Annotated in this window: 15 protein-coding genes; 6 read left to right on the forward strand and 9 right to left on the reverse strand. The window is 67.3% G+C overall.

What is annotated here, in order from left to right; genetic code table 11:
* Positions 1-8 precede the first annotated feature (8 nt).
* The 5 genes from AC1D14_RS04890 (at position 9) to AC1D14_RS04910 (ending at position 6805) form a co-directional block, all read left to right on the forward strand.
* Positions 9-1097, forward strand: a complete 1089-nt coding sequence (locus AC1D14_RS04890; RefSeq protein ID WP_230116676.1) for a threonine aldolase family protein — start codon at positions 9-11, stop codon at positions 1095-1097.
* 82 nt (positions 1098-1179) lie between these two features.
* Complete coding sequence (locus AC1D14_RS04895; RefSeq protein ID WP_230116785.1) at positions 1180-1836, forward strand: DUF3000 domain-containing protein; 657 nt, start codon at positions 1180-1182, stop codon at positions 1834-1836.
* Between the two features lie 58 nt (positions 1837-1894).
* Positions 1895-3217 (forward strand): HRDC domain-containing protein, encoded by a 1323-nt coding sequence (locus AC1D14_RS04900; protein ID WP_476968142.1) that lies wholly within the window; start codon positions 1895-1897, stop codon positions 3215-3217.
* 118 nt (positions 3218-3335) lie between these two features.
* A complete protein-coding gene (locus AC1D14_RS04905; protein WP_476968143.1) occupies positions 3336-4652 on the forward strand; it encodes a thiolase family protein in 1317 nt (438 codons plus the stop codon).
* On the forward strand, positions 4649-6805 hold the full coding sequence (locus AC1D14_RS04910) for a 3-hydroxyacyl-CoA dehydrogenase NAD-binding domain-containing protein (RefSeq protein WP_476968144.1): 2157 nt from the start codon (positions 4649-4651) through the stop codon (positions 6803-6805). Before AC1D14_RS04905 ends, AC1D14_RS04910 begins: the two co-directional genes overlap by 4 nt.
* A gap of 46 nt (positions 6806-6851) precedes the next feature.
* On the opposite strand, the gene AC1D14_RS04915 is transcribed toward AC1D14_RS04910, so the two are convergent.
* The 4 genes from AC1D14_RS04915 to AC1D14_RS04930 form a co-directional block, all read right to left on the reverse strand.
* A complete protein-coding gene (locus tag AC1D14_RS04915; protein WP_230116680.1) occupies positions 6852-7808 on the reverse strand; it encodes a DMT family transporter in 957 nt (318 codons plus the stop codon).
* Positions 7805-8410 (reverse strand): TetR/AcrR family transcriptional regulator, encoded by a 606-nt coding sequence (locus AC1D14_RS04920; protein ID WP_476881106.1) that lies wholly within the window; start codon positions 8408-8410, stop codon positions 7805-7807. The genes AC1D14_RS04915 and AC1D14_RS04920 overlap by 4 nt, the downstream gene beginning before the upstream one ends.
* Positions 8411-8532: 122 nt before the next feature.
* Complete coding sequence (locus tag AC1D14_RS04925; RefSeq protein WP_230116682.1) at positions 8533-9324, reverse strand: TIM barrel protein; 792 nt, start codon at positions 9322-9324, stop codon at positions 8533-8535.
* The gene (locus AC1D14_RS04930; RefSeq protein ID WP_230116683.1) at positions 9321-10442 is read right to left on the reverse strand and encodes a Gfo/Idh/MocA family oxidoreductase; all 1122 of its coding nucleotides are present in this window, start codon (positions 10440-10442) and stop codon (positions 9321-9323) included. Before AC1D14_RS04930 ends, AC1D14_RS04925 begins: the two co-directional genes overlap by 4 nt.
* A gap of 104 nt (positions 10443-10546) precedes the next feature.
* On the opposite strand from AC1D14_RS04930, the gene AC1D14_RS04935 reads away from it, so the two are divergent.
* Positions 10547-11557, forward strand: a complete 1011-nt coding sequence (locus AC1D14_RS04935) for a LacI family DNA-binding transcriptional regulator (RefSeq protein WP_230116684.1) — start codon at positions 10547-10549, stop codon at positions 11555-11557.
* Here AC1D14_RS04935 and AC1D14_RS04940 read toward each other — a convergent pair.
* From AC1D14_RS04940 to AC1D14_RS04960, 5 genes are all read right to left on the reverse strand, one after another.
* Entirely contained in the window at positions 11554-13080 is a 1527-nt protein-coding gene (locus tag AC1D14_RS04940; RefSeq protein WP_230116685.1) for an ABC transporter ATP-binding protein, read from the reverse strand. The genes AC1D14_RS04935 and AC1D14_RS04940 overlap by 4 nt on opposite strands.
* A complete protein-coding gene (locus AC1D14_RS04945) occupies positions 13077-13838 on the reverse strand; it encodes an energy-coupling factor transporter transmembrane component T family protein (protein WP_230116686.1) in 762 nt (253 codons plus the stop codon). The genes AC1D14_RS04940 and AC1D14_RS04945 overlap by 4 nt, the downstream gene beginning before the upstream one ends.
* A gap of 4 nt (positions 13839-13842) precedes the next feature.
* Positions 13843-14664: an ECF transporter S component gene (locus tag AC1D14_RS04950; RefSeq protein ID WP_476875991.1), complete on the reverse strand. Its 822-nt coding sequence runs from the start codon at positions 14662-14664 to the stop codon at positions 13843-13845.
* Between the two features lie 143 nt (positions 14665-14807).
* A complete protein-coding gene (locus AC1D14_RS04955; protein WP_476968145.1) occupies positions 14808-15857 on the reverse strand; it encodes a nucleoside hydrolase in 1050 nt (349 codons plus the stop codon).
* Entirely contained in the window at positions 15857-16834 is a 978-nt protein-coding gene (locus tag AC1D14_RS04960) for an aldo/keto reductase (protein WP_230116689.1), read from the reverse strand. Before AC1D14_RS04960 ends, AC1D14_RS04955 begins: the two co-directional genes overlap by 1 nt.
* Positions 16835-16891: the final 57 nt, after the last annotated feature.

Raw genomic sequence — 16891 nt, forward strand, 5'->3', positions numbered from 1 at the left:
CCAAAGCGATGACAACCACTGTAGAAACGGCCGGCAACGGCACCATGTCCCGGCTGCACGACGCGTCAGTCCGGGGCTTCGCGTCGGACAACTACTCGGGCGTGCACCCCGAGGTGCTGGCCGCCCTCGCCGCCGCCAATGAGGGCCATCAGGTGTCCTACGGCGAAGACGACTACACAGCACGCCTCCAGGAGCTGATGGAACGGCACTTTGGCGAAGGCATTGAGTGCTTTCCCGTCTTCAACGGCACCGGCGCCAATGTGCTGTCGCTGCAGTCCCTGCTCCCCCGCTGGGGGGCGGTGGTCTGCGCGTCAACGGCCCACATCAACATGGACGAGAACGGCGCTCCCGAGCGCATCGGCGGCATCAAGCTCCTTCAGGTTCACACGCCGGACGGCAAGTTGACTCCTGAACTCATCGACCGCGAGGCTTGGGGGTGGGGTGATGAACACCGCGCCCAGCCGCTGGCCGTCTCCATCACACAAACCACGGAACTGGGCACGTGCTACACCCCGGAAGAGGTGCGCGCGATTGCCGAGCACGTCCACGCCAAGGGCATGAAACTGCACATGGACGGCGCCCGGCTGGCCAATGCCGCCGCGCACCTCGACGTCCCGCTGCGTGCGTTTACCCGCGACGCCGGCGTGGACATCCTGTCATTCGGCGGCACGAAGAACGGGCTGCTGTTCGGCGAGGTGGTGGTGGCGCTGAATCCGGAAGCCGCCCACGGCCTCCTCTTCCTGCGCAAGATGAACATGCAGCTGGCCTCCAAGATGCGCTTCATGTCCGCCCAGTTCATCGCGCTCCTGGAAGGCGACCTGTGGCTGCGCTCGGCCGCGCACGCGAACGCCATGGCCGCTAGGCTGCGGCACGCGGTGGACGCCATCGACGGAGTGGAGCCGACCCAGAAAACGGAATCCAACGGCGTCTTTGCCATCCTGCCCGAGGGCGTGGCGGACCGGCTGCGGACGTCCTTCCGCTTCTACGACTGGAATGAAGCTGCCCGCGAAGTCCGCTGGATGTGCTCCTTTGATACCAGCGAGGAGGACGTGGACGCATTCGTCGAGGCCATCAGGAGGGAGCTGTCCGCCGGGTAGGGTCAGCCGGATTGCCGGGGCTGGATTGCGGCGGCCGGCGGCGAGCCTGCGGGGATCGGCGGGTTCCAGTGCGTAGCCTGCGATTGTGAACGCACTGGCCCAGGTTCCTGCGGATTTTCTTTACGCCTTGGGAACGCTCCGGAAAGCACGATGCCGCAGTGAGCTGCGCCTGGACGAGATCCCGGCGCCGTCGCGGCTGGCGCCGTTCGCCGTTGCACTTGGCGCCGAGGTCATCGGCACCGGCAGCCTCGGCAGCGACTACGCGGCTGTCCACGGTCCGGCGGCCATGGCCCTGGCCCGCTCCGCTGCTGCCAGCGACTCCGACGGCGATGAACTCGCCACCGGCCGCTTCATCTTGCTGCACGATCCCGACGGTTCCGCCGTCTGGGACGGCGAATTCCGGATCGTGACCTACATCCGGGCCCAGCTGGATGCGGACATGGGCAACGACGAAATGCTCGGCTCCGTCGCCTGGACCTGGCTCGTGGAAGCCCTGGAAACGCACCGCGCCCCCTACCGGGCCGCGGGCGGAACGGCCACCCGCGTGCTGTCGGAAAGCTTCGGCACGCTCTCCGACAGGCCCGGATCAATCGACATCGAACTCCGGGCATCCTGGACCCCTGCCGGCGCCGATGTCCAGGCCCACCTTGAAGCCTGGTCCGACATGGTCTGCACGTTTGCCGGCCTCCCTCCGCTCCCCGATGGCGTCTCCGCGCTGCCCCGCAGGCGCAGGAACTAAGGGCCCCCGCCCATGGTGACTCCGCCCTGCGGCGTGCTGCCGGTAAACTAGGGGCATCATGACCCCTCAAAATCCGGAAAACACCACAGCCGGCGCCCCGGCTGCTGAAACCACACCCCACATCTCGGTGGAAGGCTTCGATAGCCGCGTCCCCGTTGTCATCGACCTCGACTCCCCGCGCGACGGCGTGCCGCTTGTCATTGAGACGCAGTCAGGACTGGAGCGCTGCGCGGCAGCCATTGCGGCCGGCACCGGCCCGGCGGGGGTTGACGCGGAGCGGGCTTCGGGCTTTCGATACGGTCAGCGCGCCTTCCTGGTCCAGATCCGCCGCGAGGGATCGGGCACGTGGCTCATCGATCCCGAACCCTTTGACGACCTTCGGATCATCAACGATGCCCTCAAGGGCGTCGAATGGATCCTGCATGCGGCCAGCCAGGACCTTCCCTGCCTTTCAGAGCTCGGCATGTGGCCCGACAGGCTGTTCGACACCGAACTCGCGGCCCGCCTGGCAGGACTCCCCCGGGTCGGACTCGCCGCCGTCATCGAGCAGCTCCTCGGATTCGGCCTCGCGAAGGAGCACTCGGCGGCCGACTGGTCCACCCGCCCCCTGCCGGAACCGTGGCTCCGTTACGCCGCCCTCGACGTCGAGGTCCTGACGGAGCTGCGTGAGGAGCTCATCGAACTGCTAGCGGCAGACGGCAAGCTCGACTTCGCCGAGCAGGAATTCGCTGCCATCCTCGCCGCCGGACTTGCGCCGCCAAGGATCGACCCCTGGCGCAAGACCTCGGGGCTCCACCAGATCCGCGACCGCCGCCAGCTGGCTGCGGTGCGCGAGATGTGGCTTGAGCGCGATTCGCTTGCCCAGAAGCGGGATGTGGCGCCGGGCCGGCTGATTCCTGATTCCTCCCTCGTGGCTGCAGCCAAGGCCATGCCCGCGACCGTGCCGCAGCTGCTGGGCACCAAGGGATTCCATGGCCGGGCCGCCCAGCGCGAGGCCCCCCGCTGGCTCCGCTGCATCGCAACCGCCCGCACCTTGGACGACCTTCCCCCGCTGCACCTCCCGACCAATGCACCCCCGCCGCCCCGGGTCTGGGCCGAGCGCGACCTCGCCGCCGCGGAGAGACTGTCCACAGCCCGTCCTCTGCTGCAGAAGAAGGCCGAGGAATTCAATCTTCCACTGGAGAACCTGCTGACGCCTGATTACCTGCGCCGCGTCGCCTGGCGCCCGCCGGCTGACATCAGCGAAGCGTCGGTCGCCGAAGAGCTCAGCGCACTGGGCGCCAGACCGTGGCAGATTGAACTTGTGGCGCCGCTGATCACCGCGGCATTCCTGAATCCGCAGCCCCTGCCGCCGAAGGAACCCAAAGAGCCCACGGCCTAGCAGAAATCCGCTCCTTGCACGCTAAGTTACTGGCGAGTAACATTGGGCTCACTGACGCTTGGATCCCTGATGACTTCTGGCCAGGATCCGGCACCAACGTCTCAATGAGGAGCAGCACGTGAGCCAACACCGAAGCAGCGGAAACCAGCGCGTTGTCCGCGACGTCGTCTTCGTGGACGGCGTGCGAACGCCTTTCGGCCGGGCCGGCGAGAAAGGCATCTACGCCGGCATGCGGGCTGATGACCTGGTGGTCAAATGCATCCGCGAACTGATGAGGCGCAACCCGGCCCTGCCCGCCGCCCGCGTCGACGAAGTGGCCGTCGCGGCAACCACCCAGACGGGCGACCAGGGCCTCACGATCGGGCGGACGGCTGCCCTGCTGGCGGGGCTGCCCCGCACGGTTCCCGGCTTCGCCATCGACCGCATGTGCGCCGGCGCCATGACCGCCGTCACCGCGACCGCAGGCGGCATCGCCTTTGGCGCCTACGACGTCGTGATTACCGGCGGCGTGGAACACATGGGCAACCACCCGATGGGTGCCGGCGCCGACCCCAACCCGCGTTTCATGTCTGAGCGGCTCGTGGATCCGGCCGCCCTCAACATGGGCAATACGGCGGAGAACCTGCACGACCGCTTTCCGGCCATCACCAGGGACCGCACTGACGCGTACGCGGTTGCCTCCCAGAACAAGCTGCAGGCCGCGTACGGCACCGGACAGATCCAGCCGGACCTTGTTCCGGTGGCCACCATGAAGCCCGGCCAGGGCTGGACCGTCAACACGGTGGATGAGCCGCCGCGCCCGGGAACCACGCTGGAAGACCTGGCCTCGCTGCGGACGCCCTTCCGTGCCCACGGCCGCGTGACGGCGGGCAATGCTGCCGGACTGAACGACGGCGCCACGGCGGCGCTGCTGGCATCCTCCGACGCCGCGGCGGAACTGGGGCTGGCCGTGAAGATGCGGCTCGTCAGTTATGCCTATGCGGGAGTGGAGCCGGAAGTCATGGGCATCGGGCCCGTTCCGTCGACCGAAAAGGCCCTGGCGAAGGCTGGCCTGGACATCGGGGACATCGGCCTGTTCGAAATCAACGAGGCATTTGCCGTCCAGGTCCTGAGTTTCCTGGACCATTTCGGGATCTCCGACGACGACCCCCGGGTCAACCGCTACGGCGGGGCCATTGCGGTGGGCCACCCGCTCGCCTCCTCCGGCATCCGGCTCATGAACCAGCTTGCCCGGCAGTTCGAGGAGGACCACACCGTCCGCTACGGCATCACCGCCATGTGCGTTGGCCTGGGAATGGGGGCCACCGTCATCTGGGAGAACCCGCACCACGCCGACTACAGCGGGGCGGGGCCCCTGAACGCCGAAAACACCGCAGAAATATCCGCCCGCAACGAGTCCCCGGCCTCCACCCACACCGCAGGAGCAACAGCATGAGTGCAGCAGATTTCCGCAAGCTCGCCGATCTCTTCCCCGACGAGACGGTCACCCACTCCTACGTACAGGACATCGAGCTGCCCGCCGCCGCAGGCGGAGCAGGCGGAGGCACCTTCGCTCTCATCACCCTCGACAACGGGCTGGATCATTCCAAGCCCACCACCCTTGGGCCCAACACGCTCGTGGAACTCGGCACCGTTCTCGAAGGACTCCGTGACCGGGCCGCCAAAGGTGAGATCGTGGGCGTTGGCGTGACGGGCAAGCCGTATTATCTCGTGGCCGGCGCTGACCTGTCCGCGGTGAAGTCGCTCAACAACCGGGAGCACGGCCTGTGGATGGCGCAGCTGGGGCACGATGTCTATGCCACGCTTTCCAACCTTGGCGTGCCAAGCTTCGCGTTCATCAACGGCGTGGCACTGGGCGGAGGTCTGGAAATCGCCCTGCAGTCCACGTACCGCACTGTCTCCTCCGGAGCCGGGGCGCTGGCCCTCCCTGAATCCTTCATCGGGCTGGTTCCCGGCTGGGGCGGGGTCTATCTGCTGCCGCGCCTGATCGGCCCCGAAAATGCCCTCAGGGTCATGATCGAAAACCCGCTCAGCAACAACCGCACGCTCACCGGGCCGGATGCCTACAGGCTGGGCATCGCCGATGCCATGTTCGAACCGGCCGACTTCGTGGAACAGTCCGTCGCGTGGGCCGCGAAAATCATCTCCGGCGAGGTCACACCCGAGCGGCCCAACGCCGTCGACCCTTCTGACCCGGAAGTTGCCGCCCGCTGGGCCGGGGCGGTGGCGGCCGGCCGCTCCTTCGTGGAGTCCAAGACGTCCAACGCCTCGCCCGCACCTGCCAAGGTCCTGGAGATCATGGAGACCACCCGGACCTTGTCGGAGGCAGACTCCGCGGCATTGGAATGCGAAACCCTGGCCGGCCTCATGCAGACCGACGAATTCCGCTCGACGGTCTACGCATTCCTTGACCTCGTGCAGAAGCGCTCCAAGCGCCCCGCCGGCGCACCCGACCGCAAGCTCGCGCGCCCCGTGACCAAGATCGGCGTGGTGGGTGCCGGACTGATGGCCAGCCAGCTTGCCCTCCTTTTCGCCCGCCAGCTCAAGGTCCCTGTCGTCATGACCGACATCGACCAGGCCCGCGTGGACAAGGGTGTGGGCTACGTGCACGCAGAAGTGGACAAGCTGCTGGGCAAGAAGCGGATCAGCCAGGACGCCGCCAACAGGACCAAGGCGCTCGTGACCGGGTCTGTTTCCAAGGAGCAGTTCGCAGATGCCGACTTCGTCATCGAAGCGGTCTTCGAGGAACTGAACGTCAAGAAGCAGGTCTTCGCCGAACTGGAGGCCGTGGTCTCCCCCGACTGCGTCCTCGCCACCAACACGTCATCCCTGTCCGTCACTGCCATGGCCGCAGACCTGCAGAACCCGGAGCGGCTGGTGGGCTTCCACTTGTTCAACCCGGTGGCCGTCATGCCCCTGCTGGAGATCGTCCGGGCCCCCCGGACAGACGACGCGGTGCTGGCCACCGCCTTCGAACTCGCCAAGGGGCTCAAGAAGACCGCAGTGTTGGTCAAGGATGCTCCGGCTTTCGTGGTCAACCGCATCCTTCTGCGGCTCATGGGCGAAGTCACCGCGGCCTTCGACGAGGGAACGCCGGCGGACGTTGCAGACAACGCCCTGCGGCCCATGGGCCTGCCCATGACGCCGTTCACGCTGGGCGCGATGGTTGGCCTGCCCGTGGCACAGCATGTGCAGGAGTCGCTGCATGCGGCGTTCGGCGAGCGCTTCCCGGTGTCGCAGAACCTGCAGAAGCTGATTGACAACGGGGTGAAGTCACTCTGGGCGGCTGCTGCCGACGGCGGCCAGGAAATTCCCCCGTCGACGCTGGCGCTGATGTCTTTCGGGACCTCCCCTTCAAGCGGCGAGGAAGTCCTGCGCCGCACGCAGGATGCCCTGGCCGAGGAAATCGGCCTCATGCTCGACGAAGGCGTGGTGGCCGGGCCGGAGGATATCGATCTCTGCATGATCCTGGGTGCGGGCTGGCCGATGTTCCTGGGCGGCATTACTCCTTATCTGGACCGGGTGGGCGCGTCCGAGCGTGTCAACGGCAGGCGCTTCCTGGCCCCCGGAGTGGCGTCCCGGCCGTAAGTTTCTGCCGGCGGCGCGGCCGGGCGGTGTCGGGCCCTTCACGTTTTTAACGTGACGGGCTCGACGCCCGGACTTTTTCGGCCTGCCCGTAACGCGCTGTAGCAGCAGGCAGCGTCAGCACGAACAGGCTTCCTGCGACCAGCGCGGCACCAACCCAGGCCGGAGCCGGCAGGCGTTCGCCCACTACTGCCACCGCCAGGATGGCGGCCACCACTGTCTCAGTGAGGGATATCGTAGTGGCCGTGCTGGCGCGGACACGGGCCAGGCCCCAGCCGAACAGAACGTAGCCGGCAAACATTGGGACAAGGGCCATATACACACCGACGGCCGCGTTCTGCCAGGAAGTGACGAGCGGAGTGCCGGTTATTGCCAGTACGGGCATGAGCAGTAGCCCGCCTATGCCGAAGACGGACCCCATGACTGCTGTTGAGGGTACGCCCGTGTTAATCAGGCGGTGGGCGGCCCAGGAGTAGACCGCATACGTGAGCCCGGCAATCAGCCCCAGGCCGATACCGGCTGACGTGGACCATCCCAGATCCGCTGCCGGATCACCTTGCCCGGCTCCGGCGAAACACAACAGCACGGTACCGGACAGACCGAGCACCGCGCCCACCGTCCACCGTCCCGTAAATCTTCTCTTGTCCACAATCCGTTCAATGACGGCGGAGGCGAGCGGAGCTGAACCGATGGAGACAACGGTCCCAACCGCCACGCCGGCCAGGTGCATTGACGAGTAGAAGGCGAGCGGGTACGTTGCGACGGCCAACGACCCCAAAGCCATCGTGGACCACTGGCTGCGCAGGGATGTGGCGAACGCCATGATCGATCGTGCTGCAATCGCCGCCTGGAGCAGGCCGCCCAAACCCATTGCTGCCGCTCCGATCGCGAGTGGGCTTACTTCGGGGGCGAAGGTGGCCGCCGTTCCCGTTGTGCCCCACAGCACCGAGGCGGCCAGGACAAACAGCGCCCCCCAGGAACTTCCCCTGAAACCTGCGTTCTTCACAGGCCGCCGATCAGCGTGGCCGCAATCCCGCGGGCTTCCTGAATACAGCTGTCGTTGCCTTCGAGGCCTGCCCGGGCCATCGACCCTTCAAGCAGGAACGCCAGGTGCCGGGCAATTGAACCCGCCCGATCAGGTGAGTGCGGAAGGAGCTCGGCCACATGCTCGGATAACAACGCTTCAACCTCCTCCTTGTGCCGCCGGACCACCGTCCTTCCAGAGTCCCCGGCGGGCAGCTCGGCTGCGGCGTTGAGCAGGCCACAGCCCCGAAAGCCATGCTCGTACGCCAGACCGGCGTGATCTGCATACGCATCGAAGACCGCGAGGACGCGCTCCCTGGCGCCGGTCGCCCTCTCCAGCCTCATCCGATAGAGCCCCATCCACTCCTCGTGGCGGGCAGTCAGGTACGCCGTGATGAGGTCCGCTTTCGAGGCGAAGTTGTTGTAGAGGCTCTTCTTGGCCACGCCGGCCTCTGCCGTAATGGCGTCAATTCCCGTTCCGGCCAGGCCGTCTGCATAGAATCGCCGCGAGGCCGCCTCGATGAGTGCGTCGCGGGCACGTCTCTTGGGCGGGGCGCCTCCTGGTGTCAGCTGCTTCCCGGTCATCAATGCTCCTCGCGAGTGGTGTGCATAGTAGGTAGCCTAGTCTACCTACTACGCGCCCGAGTGCGCCAGCGCAGCGGTACCGCGTACCATGACCAGCGCCAAGAAGGTGGCCGTCGAGCCGGTCAGACGTCGAAGGCGGATCCGAAGGCGGCCAAGGCGGTGTCCCCTGCTTCCAGGCTCTGCCCCCCGAAGGCACCTGCCTCCAGGCCGATGACGCCGGTGTACCCAGCATCTCTAAGGGCCGAGGCGACGGCACGGTAGTTGATCTCCCCCGTACCGGGTTCGAACCGGCCCGGAACGTCTGCAACCTGGATCTCCCCGATCCATGGCCGGGCGGCACGGACCAGTTCGATCAGGTTTCCCTCTCCGATCTGGGCGTGATAGAGATCCAGCATCATCCTCACGTTCGGATGGTCAACCGCCGAGACAAGGGCCATGGTGTCCTTTGCCCGGGCCAGCGGTATGCCGGGGTGGTCCAGAATCGTGTTCAGGTTTTCGAGTGCAAACGTCACGCCATGCTTCTCACCCAGCATGGCCAGACGCTCAAGGGTGCGCAGGCCTGTCAGCCACATCTCGCCGGTAGAACGGTGAAGCGGCCGGACGGCGCGGCCTCCCTCGCCGAGCTCGGCCGGGTGGACCACCATCCGTTCGACACCGAGTTCCAAGGCCGTTGGAATCAGCTTTTCCGCGGAGGCGAGCACTTCCGCGGCCCCGGCGGGGTCGATGAGGCTGCCGCCAAAGTAGCCGCTCATCGACGAAAAGCGGGCCCCGGTGGCTGCAAGGGCCGCAATATGGCGCCCCCGGGTGTCCCAGAGCTCCACTTCGTAGCCCTGCCCCTGGATGCGGCGGACCCTCTCGATCAGCGGCAGCTCACCGTAGACCATTTCGGCACAGACGGCCAAGCGGAAGCTCATGCGTGCTCCCCCACAGAGCGGAGATCCGGCTCGGCTGCCCGCAGCGCGGCGATCGAGGCGACATCCACAGGCAGCCCGGTCCCGGCTGACCGTGCCGCGGCCAGGGCCACCGCCAGGGCGTTGCGGGCATCTGCCCAGCCCGGACCAGGAATTCCCATGGCCTGGACGCCCTCACGCCGCGCCGAAACTGCGTCGGCGAAGCGTCCAACTTCCTCCGTGTAGGCGTCGTGGAAGAGATCCACGTTTAAACGCACCGTGGAACTGCCGGTGCCGGCTGCGGTGTAGCTGGTCGCGCTGGAGGCCCGCAAACCGCCGGCTGTCACCATGCCGGCGGACCCGAACACCTCACCCCTCACGTCGTAGCCGTACAGTGCGTTAAAGTTCGCCTCGGCCACCGCAATGGCACCGTTGCTGTAGGTGACGGTGACGACCGCCGTGTCCAGCAGTCCGCCGGCTTTCGCTTCCGGGGCAACCAGCGCGTCAGCCACCGCGTGGACGCGCACTGGAATGGCGCCCGGATTCAGCCAGTTCAGCGTGTCAAAGTCGTGGATCAGGGTCTCCAAGAAGATCGTGTTGGGCGGGATGCGTTCCGGATTCGCGATCCCTGACGCGGTACCCGGGTCCCGCGTCAGGGACCGCAGCAGCTGGGGTGTCCCCACAACGCCGTCATCTATCAGCTTCCGTGCCGCGGCGAAATCGGCCGCGTAGCGCCGGTTGAAGCCAAACTGCACAATAACGCCGGCGGCCTCGGCCGCCGCCATGGCCTCATCCAGTTCCTCGACAGTGCGGCCGCCGGGCTTTTCGCAGAACACGTCCTTCCCCGCCCGGGCCGCGGCCGCGATCAGACCGGAGTGGAACCGCGCCGGTGCCGCGATGAGCACGGCATCGACGTCCGGGTCATTGATGACATCAGCGGGATCGGCGCTGATTTTCGCAACGCCCAGCCGGCTCGCGAGGGCCTCGACGGCGGGCATGGCCGGATCAGCGATGGCTTCGAGGCGGGCATTGGGAATCCGGCGGGCAACAGACTCGGCGTGGAAGGTTCCGATCCAGCCGGCGCCGATCAGGGCGATTCGGACGGGACGGTCTGCGATGACCGGGTGCTGACGGTAACTCATGGCGACTCCTGGGAGAATCTAGATCGTTCTAGTTCACCCATGGTGGCATGCCGCTGGCTTCCTGTCTAGATCGTTCTATAGACTGCTTCAGAACAAGGAGCAGCATGACGGAACAGCAGCGGCGCCCCACTCTCGTGGACGTGGCCCAGGCAGCAGGTGTGTCACGGGCTTTGGTCTCCATCGTGATGCGCGGTGCCCCCGGCGCCGCGGAGGCCACCAGGCAAAAAGTCCTGCAGGCCGCACGGGAACTTGGCTACAGGCCGGACAGCCGGGCGCGGTTGCTTCGCAGCAGCCGAACCAGATTGCTGGGCCTGAGTTTCTCCAGCTCCCAGCCATTCCACGCTGAAATAGTTGATGCTGCCTACGCGGAGGCCCAAGGTCGCGGTTACGAAATCGCACTCAGCGCGATCGCCAGCGGAAGGCCCGAAACCCGGGCCATTGAGTCGCTCCTGGATTTCGGGTCCGAAGCCCTGGTCATGGTCTCGCCGGCCCTCAGCAACGAGGAACTGGCGCGCTATGCCAGCCAAGTGCCGGTCGTCAGCCTCCTACGCGACGATGTCGGGGACTCCGTCGACTCTGTGAGCAGTGACGACCGCGCAGGCATCAGGTTGGCGGTCGGGCACCTCATCGGACTGGGGCATCGCCACATCGTGCACGTGGACGGAGGGACAGCCGTTTCCGCCGAAAAGCGCAGCGCAGCTTTCCGTGCCGAGATGCAACGCCACGGCCTGGACGCCGTTGTCGTCACTGGTGGCCCGAACGAAGAGGACGGGCTCAGGGCCGCCCGGTGCTTGCTAGACACCTCGCTGGTGCGAGAAGTGCCTACAGCTGTTGTCGCGTTCAACGACAGATCAGCCCTCGGCGTGATTGAAGGCTTCCGTGCAGAGGGTCTGCGGGTTCCCGCTGACGTTTCGGTGCTCGGTTATGACGACAGCCAGCTGGCCCGGCTCAGCTATGTACAGCTCTCATCCGTCAGCCAGGACGCGCCGTTGCTTGCCGCGGCGGCCGTCAACCGGGCCGCCGACCGCGTGGAGGGAGCGGAGGCGCCGGCCCATGTCGTGCGCACCCCGCATCTGGTCGTCCGCAAAACCACCGCCCCTCCCCGGGGCTCCTAGGAGCCCGCCAGCACACCGCCGCTGAGCTTCACCGTCCGGTGGGCGTGCGCCCGCGCAAACGCGAGGTCATGCGTCACCAGTACGACGGCGGCGCCGCGGCCGGCCGCCGCGGAGATGGCGGCGGTGAGCCGCTGCAAACCGTGGGCATCAAGCGCGACCGTCGGTTCGTCGAGGGCCAGCACTGCCGGCTCCCGTGCCAGGACCGTAGCCAGTGCCAGCAGGCGCTGCCCGGAGCCGGAAAGCTCATGGGGATGGACGCCGCCGTCCCCGTCGAGTCCCACGGACGCCAGCGCTGCTTCTGCCCTGGCCTGTGCCCCGTCGCCGAACAGCCGCTCCAGACCGAACGACACCTCACGCTGCACGGTCCGCTCGAACAGCTGGTCATGAGGATGCTGGAACAGCAGCCCGAGCCGCTCGGCCACAATTCCCGTCGGGACTCCCGAGATTGCTTTTCCGTCCACGCGGACCTCCCCGCGCAGCGGCCTGAGCAGCCCGTTGAACAGCCGCAAGAGCGTCGACTTCCCCGCGCCATTCGGACCGGTCACCGCCACGATTTCTCCCGGCCGCACGCTGAGGTCCGCGTTGTCCAGCAGGAGCGATGACCCGGGACCGCCCGCGTGATACCCGAACGACACGCCATCCAGCTCCAGGGCAGGTGCAGCCGCCGGTACCGGGGAGAGCCGGGGCTGTGCCTGCAGTGAGCGCTGCCCGGGCAGCCCGCTGACGACCACGCCGGCATCCGCGAGCGAGTCGCCGGCAAGCAGCCGGTCCGGCCGTCCGGCCGCTGTCACGGCCCCGCCCTTCAGGACGATCCACTGCGACGCCGTGCGGGTCAGTGAGTCGGCGTGCTGGCTCAGCACCACGACAGCTGTGCCGCGCGCCAGCTGGGCTTTGACCAGTCCAGTCAGTGCCCGCGCCCCGGCGTCGTCAAGCGATGCCAGCGGTTCATCAAGAATCAAAATGCCCGGATCAGCAACAATGGCGCAGCCGAGCGCAAGGCGCCGCAGCTCTCCCCCGGACAGGGTTGCCGGGTCCCGCTCCAGCAGCCCGGTGAGACCGGTCCGGTGGGCCGTTTCAGCCACGATCCGCACCATGTCTGCCCGCGCCGTCCCGCGGTTCTCCAGGCCGAAGGCTAGCTCCTCCTCCACCGTGCCGCGGACGGCGGAGAGCATGGCCGCCGCATCCTGGGGCACGTAGCCGACGTGGTCGGCCCAGGCGGCGGCATCGATCCGCGGGTCGTCGTCGGCCCCGGAGTAAACCAGCGGGCGGCTTTCATCCGTATTGTCACCGACGTACAGCTGCAGGGTGCCTTTCAAAGTTCCGTCGCGGCCACCCTCCAGCCACGCACCGAGCAAACGGCCCAGGGTGGATTTTCCGCTGCCGGAACCGCCAAGAACCGCCGTCAGGGATCCCGGGACGGCCTCTACCTGCACTCCGCGCAGGGCCGGAGCGGAGTCGCCGTGGAAGGCGAAGGAGTCAATGGCTGCCTGCAGCGTTGCCCGCGCCGTTTCCTGCCCGCTCATGCCGGACCGCCGGTAAGGTAGGAGGCCGCGATCCGCAGGACCACCGCGACGGCGGCCAGCAGGAGGGCGACAACGCGGAAGCCACGCTGGGCGTGTGAATCGTTGACTTTCCGGTAAGTGGTCCTTGGACCGGGGCGCCCGAATCCCCTGGCATCAAGTGCCTGGGCCCGGGTTCCGGCATCGTGGACCAGGCCCAGCACCAGCGGAATCATTTGCAGCCGCACGGCCCCCAGACGGCTCCGGATGCCTTTGCCCACCACCAGCCCGCGCGCTTCCTGTGCCTGGCGGACCTTCCCGAGCCGCGCGGCAATGATGGGAGCAAGCATCAGTGTGGATGCCAGGACATAGCCGAACTGCGGAGGAAGGCGAAGGGTGGCCAGCGCGGCAACCAGGTCCGGCACCCTGATGCTGAACGAAAACAGCATGAGTACCAGGACGAAGGCGGACGTGCGCAGCCCCATGTCGAGGGCGAACCCCAGCCCTTCTGCCGTGACCCGAGCCGGCCCCCAGTGAACCAGCACTGTGCGGCCCTCGGGGTAAAAGAGTCCGTGCATCACCAGGAGCGAGAGCCAGAACGGCGCCAGGATTGCGGTGCCGGCAAGAAGGACGCGGCGTGCGCAGCCGTTGGCGGCGGAAAGGGCGACAGCACCGGCCGCGACGGTGAGGGAAAACGCCCAGCTGGATGCCGCCGTCGTAATAACCAGTACTGCTGCGGCGGCTGCAAGCAGGGTGAGCGGATTAAGTCGGGGCGCGGCCACCGGGTCAGGAATCCCTTTTGGCCGGGTCCTTGCCTGCGAGAACGTTGAAGCGGCGCACGAACGGGAACTGGAAGGTGGTGCGCCGCGGGAGGGCGTAGACCAGCGTGGCCGCGATGGCGAAGACGATGGCCTTGTCCATGGGGTCCGATATCAGGGCCTGCTTGGTGATGGCGGCGAGCAGAGTGTCGCCCATGGCCCGGAAGGCACTGACGATGGCGCCGGTCCCGGCCCCTGAGGTTCCGCCGAAGACGAAGGCGGCGATGGGCGCGGAGACCACGCCGGCCAGGATTCCAGTGACGAAGCCCGCAACCGGTGCGAGGTAGAAGCGCCGGAACAGCCCGTAGCGGGCGGCGGTGCCGGCGAGGAACCCGATCAGGGCCGCACCCGCGGCGAAGGGCAGGACAGTGGGGTTGATGAAGGACCAGACGATGCTGCTCAGGGCGCCGGTGGCGGCGCCGGCCGCGGGGCCAGCGAGCACGGCAACCAGCACGGTGCCGATGGCATCGAAGTAAAAGGGCAGCCCGCTGGTGCCCATGAGCTGACCCAGAACGATGTTCAGGACCAGTGCCACCGGCATGAGCACAACTGTCGACGTGGGAAGCGTGGGGAGCACACCGGCGATCAGCAGGGCGGCGCCGAGCAGGAAGCCGCCCAGGGCAACGAGGGCGGAGACGCTTCCCAGTCCGCCCGCGATGTCGGCGGGCTGGGTGAGTACGAGGTAGACGAAGGTGGCCGCGATGGCGGCGGCGCCCAAGAGCTCGAGCAGGCGGCGGTTTCGGCCCGCCTGCTGTCCAGGGGTGGGAAGGGTCAGGGACGGCTGTGACATGGTGGATCCTTAGGCTGATGACGGCGGGTCCCGCCCCCGTGGCGTGATCTTCCGCGTACGCAAAAGTTGGCGCCTATGTCACCTTGGCCCGGCTACCATCCTACCGACCGCCGGGCACGGCGTGCTACGCGCAATCCGTGGTGCTACGGGTACACGCGGTGCCCGGATGCCGGGAGGGCGCGCGCCAGGGACCCCACTGACGCAATCAGCTCGTCAAAGCACTGCGCGGGATCGTTCGACGTCACGATGCGGGCGTTGGGCGGCTCATTCCAGAGGCCACGGAAGTCCGCCACCGTGGTGCCGAAAAGCCGGGGTGACTGGGTTTCCACGTGCACGGTTGCCGTCCGGGTCTGGAACGGCGTGCGGCCGATGGCGGCGGCGGCGGCGAAGGCGTCGTGCATGTGGGCGACATATCCCTGGTCATACAGCCGGTGAAATTCCATGTAGAAGCGGATGGCGTCCGCGAGGCAGGCCACGAGCGGATTGTCCGAGGCGCTGCGCTGCCCTTCCGGCTGCTCCGGCAGCACGAGCTCCGGTCCGGCCGCCCCGGCGGCCTCCGCCAGCCTTTGCAGGTGCTCCGGCCGCAGTTCGATCCGCTCCGTGGTCTCGAGGGCGCACACCACCGGCAGTTTGTCCGAGGGAAGGCCGGAGTAGGCGGCGAAGACCTCCTGCGCAGCGTGCGGGTCAACGGACACGTTCCATTCCGCCGTGGGGGTGGTGTTGCCCTGGTAGTTGAAGCATCCGCCCATGATCACCAGGCCCCTGAGCAGCCTGGGGAGTTCCGGCTCGCGGCGCAGTGCCAGCGCGAAGTTGGTCATCGGGCCGGTGATGAGACCTGTGATCTCCCCCGGATTGGCCCGGACTGTCTCTACCCAGACGTCCACGGCATGGCGTTCCGAGATTGCCTGTGCCGGCGGCGGGAGTTCTGCGTAACCGATGCCCTGCGGGCCGTGCGTCTCCTCGGTGGTCACCAGCGGTATCTTCAGCGGCGCCTCGGCCCCGATGGCCACCTCCACGCCGGACCTGCCGCAGAGTTCCAGGAGTGCCAGGTTGTTCAGGGCCACCTGCCGTGCGCCCACGTTTCCTGCGGTGCAGGTGATGGCCTGGATCCTGACCTCCGGGCGGGACAGCAGGTAGACCAGCGCGAGGGCATCGTCGATCCCGGTGTCGACGTCCATCAGGATGGACTGCATCAGAACAGGGCCACCTTGGGGGTCTGCGGGAAGATGGCGTCCAGCTCCGCCAGCTCGGACTCGCTGGGCACCCAGGCGACAGCCTCGGCGTTCTGGCGGACCTGCTCGGGCCTCGTGGCTCCTGCGATGACGCTGCTGACCGACGGCTGCGCTGCGAGCCAGGAGAAGGCCACCTGCACTTCGGTGAGGTCGCGCGCGGCCGCAAAGGCGCTGAACTGCTCCAGCTGCCGCCAGTCCGCGTCGTCCACAAGTTGGGTGCGGGTGTGGCTCAGCCGCGAGCCTTGCGGCGCCTGGTGCGGGGCATACTTACCGGTCAGGAGTCCGTTCGCGAGGGGGAAGTACGGCAGCACCCCGATCCCGTAGGCCTCCGCTGCCGGCGTGACTTCAAGTTCGGCGCGGCGGTCCAGCAGGTTGTAGTGGTTCTGCGCCGAGATGAAGCGGGCACCGCCGCGGGCCCGGGCGACAAATTCGGCCTCGGCGATCTGCCAGCCGGCACGGTTGGAATGGCCGACGTACCGGACCTTGCCGCTGGTCACCAGCTCGTCCAGGGCGTCGAGGGTCTCTTCAATGGGGGTGAGCGGGTCCGGGGTGTGGAACTGGTACAGGTCGATCCAGTCGGTGCCCAGCCGCCGCAGGGAGGACTCCGCGGCGCGGATGATATAGCGCCTGGAACCGCGGGCGCCGTGATCGCTGCCGTTGGCTCCGCGCATGTCCATGCCGAACTTCGTCGCCACCACGGCTTCGTCCCGCCTGCTGCCCAGCGCCTTGCCGAGCATTGTTTCGCTGAGCCCAGGTTCCCGGCCGTACGTGTCCGCGACGTCGAAGAACGTCACCCCCGTGTCCAAGGCGGCATGCACGACGGCGTCAGTCCCCTCTTGTGATTCCGTCACCGTATTGGCCCGGCCAAGGTTGTTGCAGCCAAGTCCCACGACGGAAACGGTCAGTCCGGATTTTCCAAGACGGCGGTATTCGCTCATGGATTCACCCTATAACGGCAGCCAGCGGCGGCCCGTCATTCCAGGTCGAAGCCGGTC

The sequence above is a fragment of the Arthrobacter sp. P1_B11 genome, assembly GCF_056406715.1.

Coding starts and splice junctions, on each gene's coding strand:
- AC1D14_RS04890 (WP_230116676.1), top strand. CDS start 9: ATGACAACCACTGTAGAAACGGCCGGCAACGGCACCATGTCCCGGCTG.
- AC1D14_RS04900 (WP_476968142.1), top strand. CDS start 1,895: ATGACCCCTCAAAATCCGGAAAACACCACAGCCGGCGCCCCGGCTGCT.
- AC1D14_RS04910 (WP_476968144.1), top strand. CDS start 4,649: ATGAGTGCAGCAGATTTCCGCAAGCTCGCCGATCTCTTCCCCGACGAG.
- AC1D14_RS04920 (WP_476881106.1), bottom strand. CDS start 8,410: ATGACCGGGAAGCAGCTGACACCAGGAGGCGCCCCGCCCAAGAGACGT.
- AC1D14_RS04925 (WP_230116682.1), bottom strand. CDS start 9,324: ATGAGCTTCCGCTTGGCCGTCTGTGCCGAAATGGTCTACGGTGAGCTG.
- AC1D14_RS04930 (WP_230116683.1), bottom strand. CDS start 10,442: ATGAGTTACCGTCAGCACCCGGTCATCGCAGACCGTCCCGTCCGAATC.
- AC1D14_RS04935 (WP_230116684.1), top strand. CDS start 10,547: ATGACGGAACAGCAGCGGCGCCCCACTCTCGTGGACGTGGCCCAGGCA.
- AC1D14_RS04940 (WP_230116685.1), bottom strand. CDS start 13,080: ATGAGCGGGCAGGAAACGGCGCGGGCAACGCTGCAGGCAGCCATTGAC.
- AC1D14_RS04950 (WP_476875991.1), bottom strand. CDS start 14,664: ATGTCACAGCCGTCCCTGACCCTTCCCACCCCTGGACAGCAGGCGGGC.
- AC1D14_RS04955 (WP_476968145.1), bottom strand. CDS start 15,857: ATGCAGTCCATCCTGATGGACGTCGACACCGGGATCGACGATGCCCTC.
- AC1D14_RS04960 (WP_230116689.1), bottom strand. CDS start 16,834: ATGAGCGAATACCGCCGTCTTGGAAAATCCGGACTGACCGTTTCCGTC.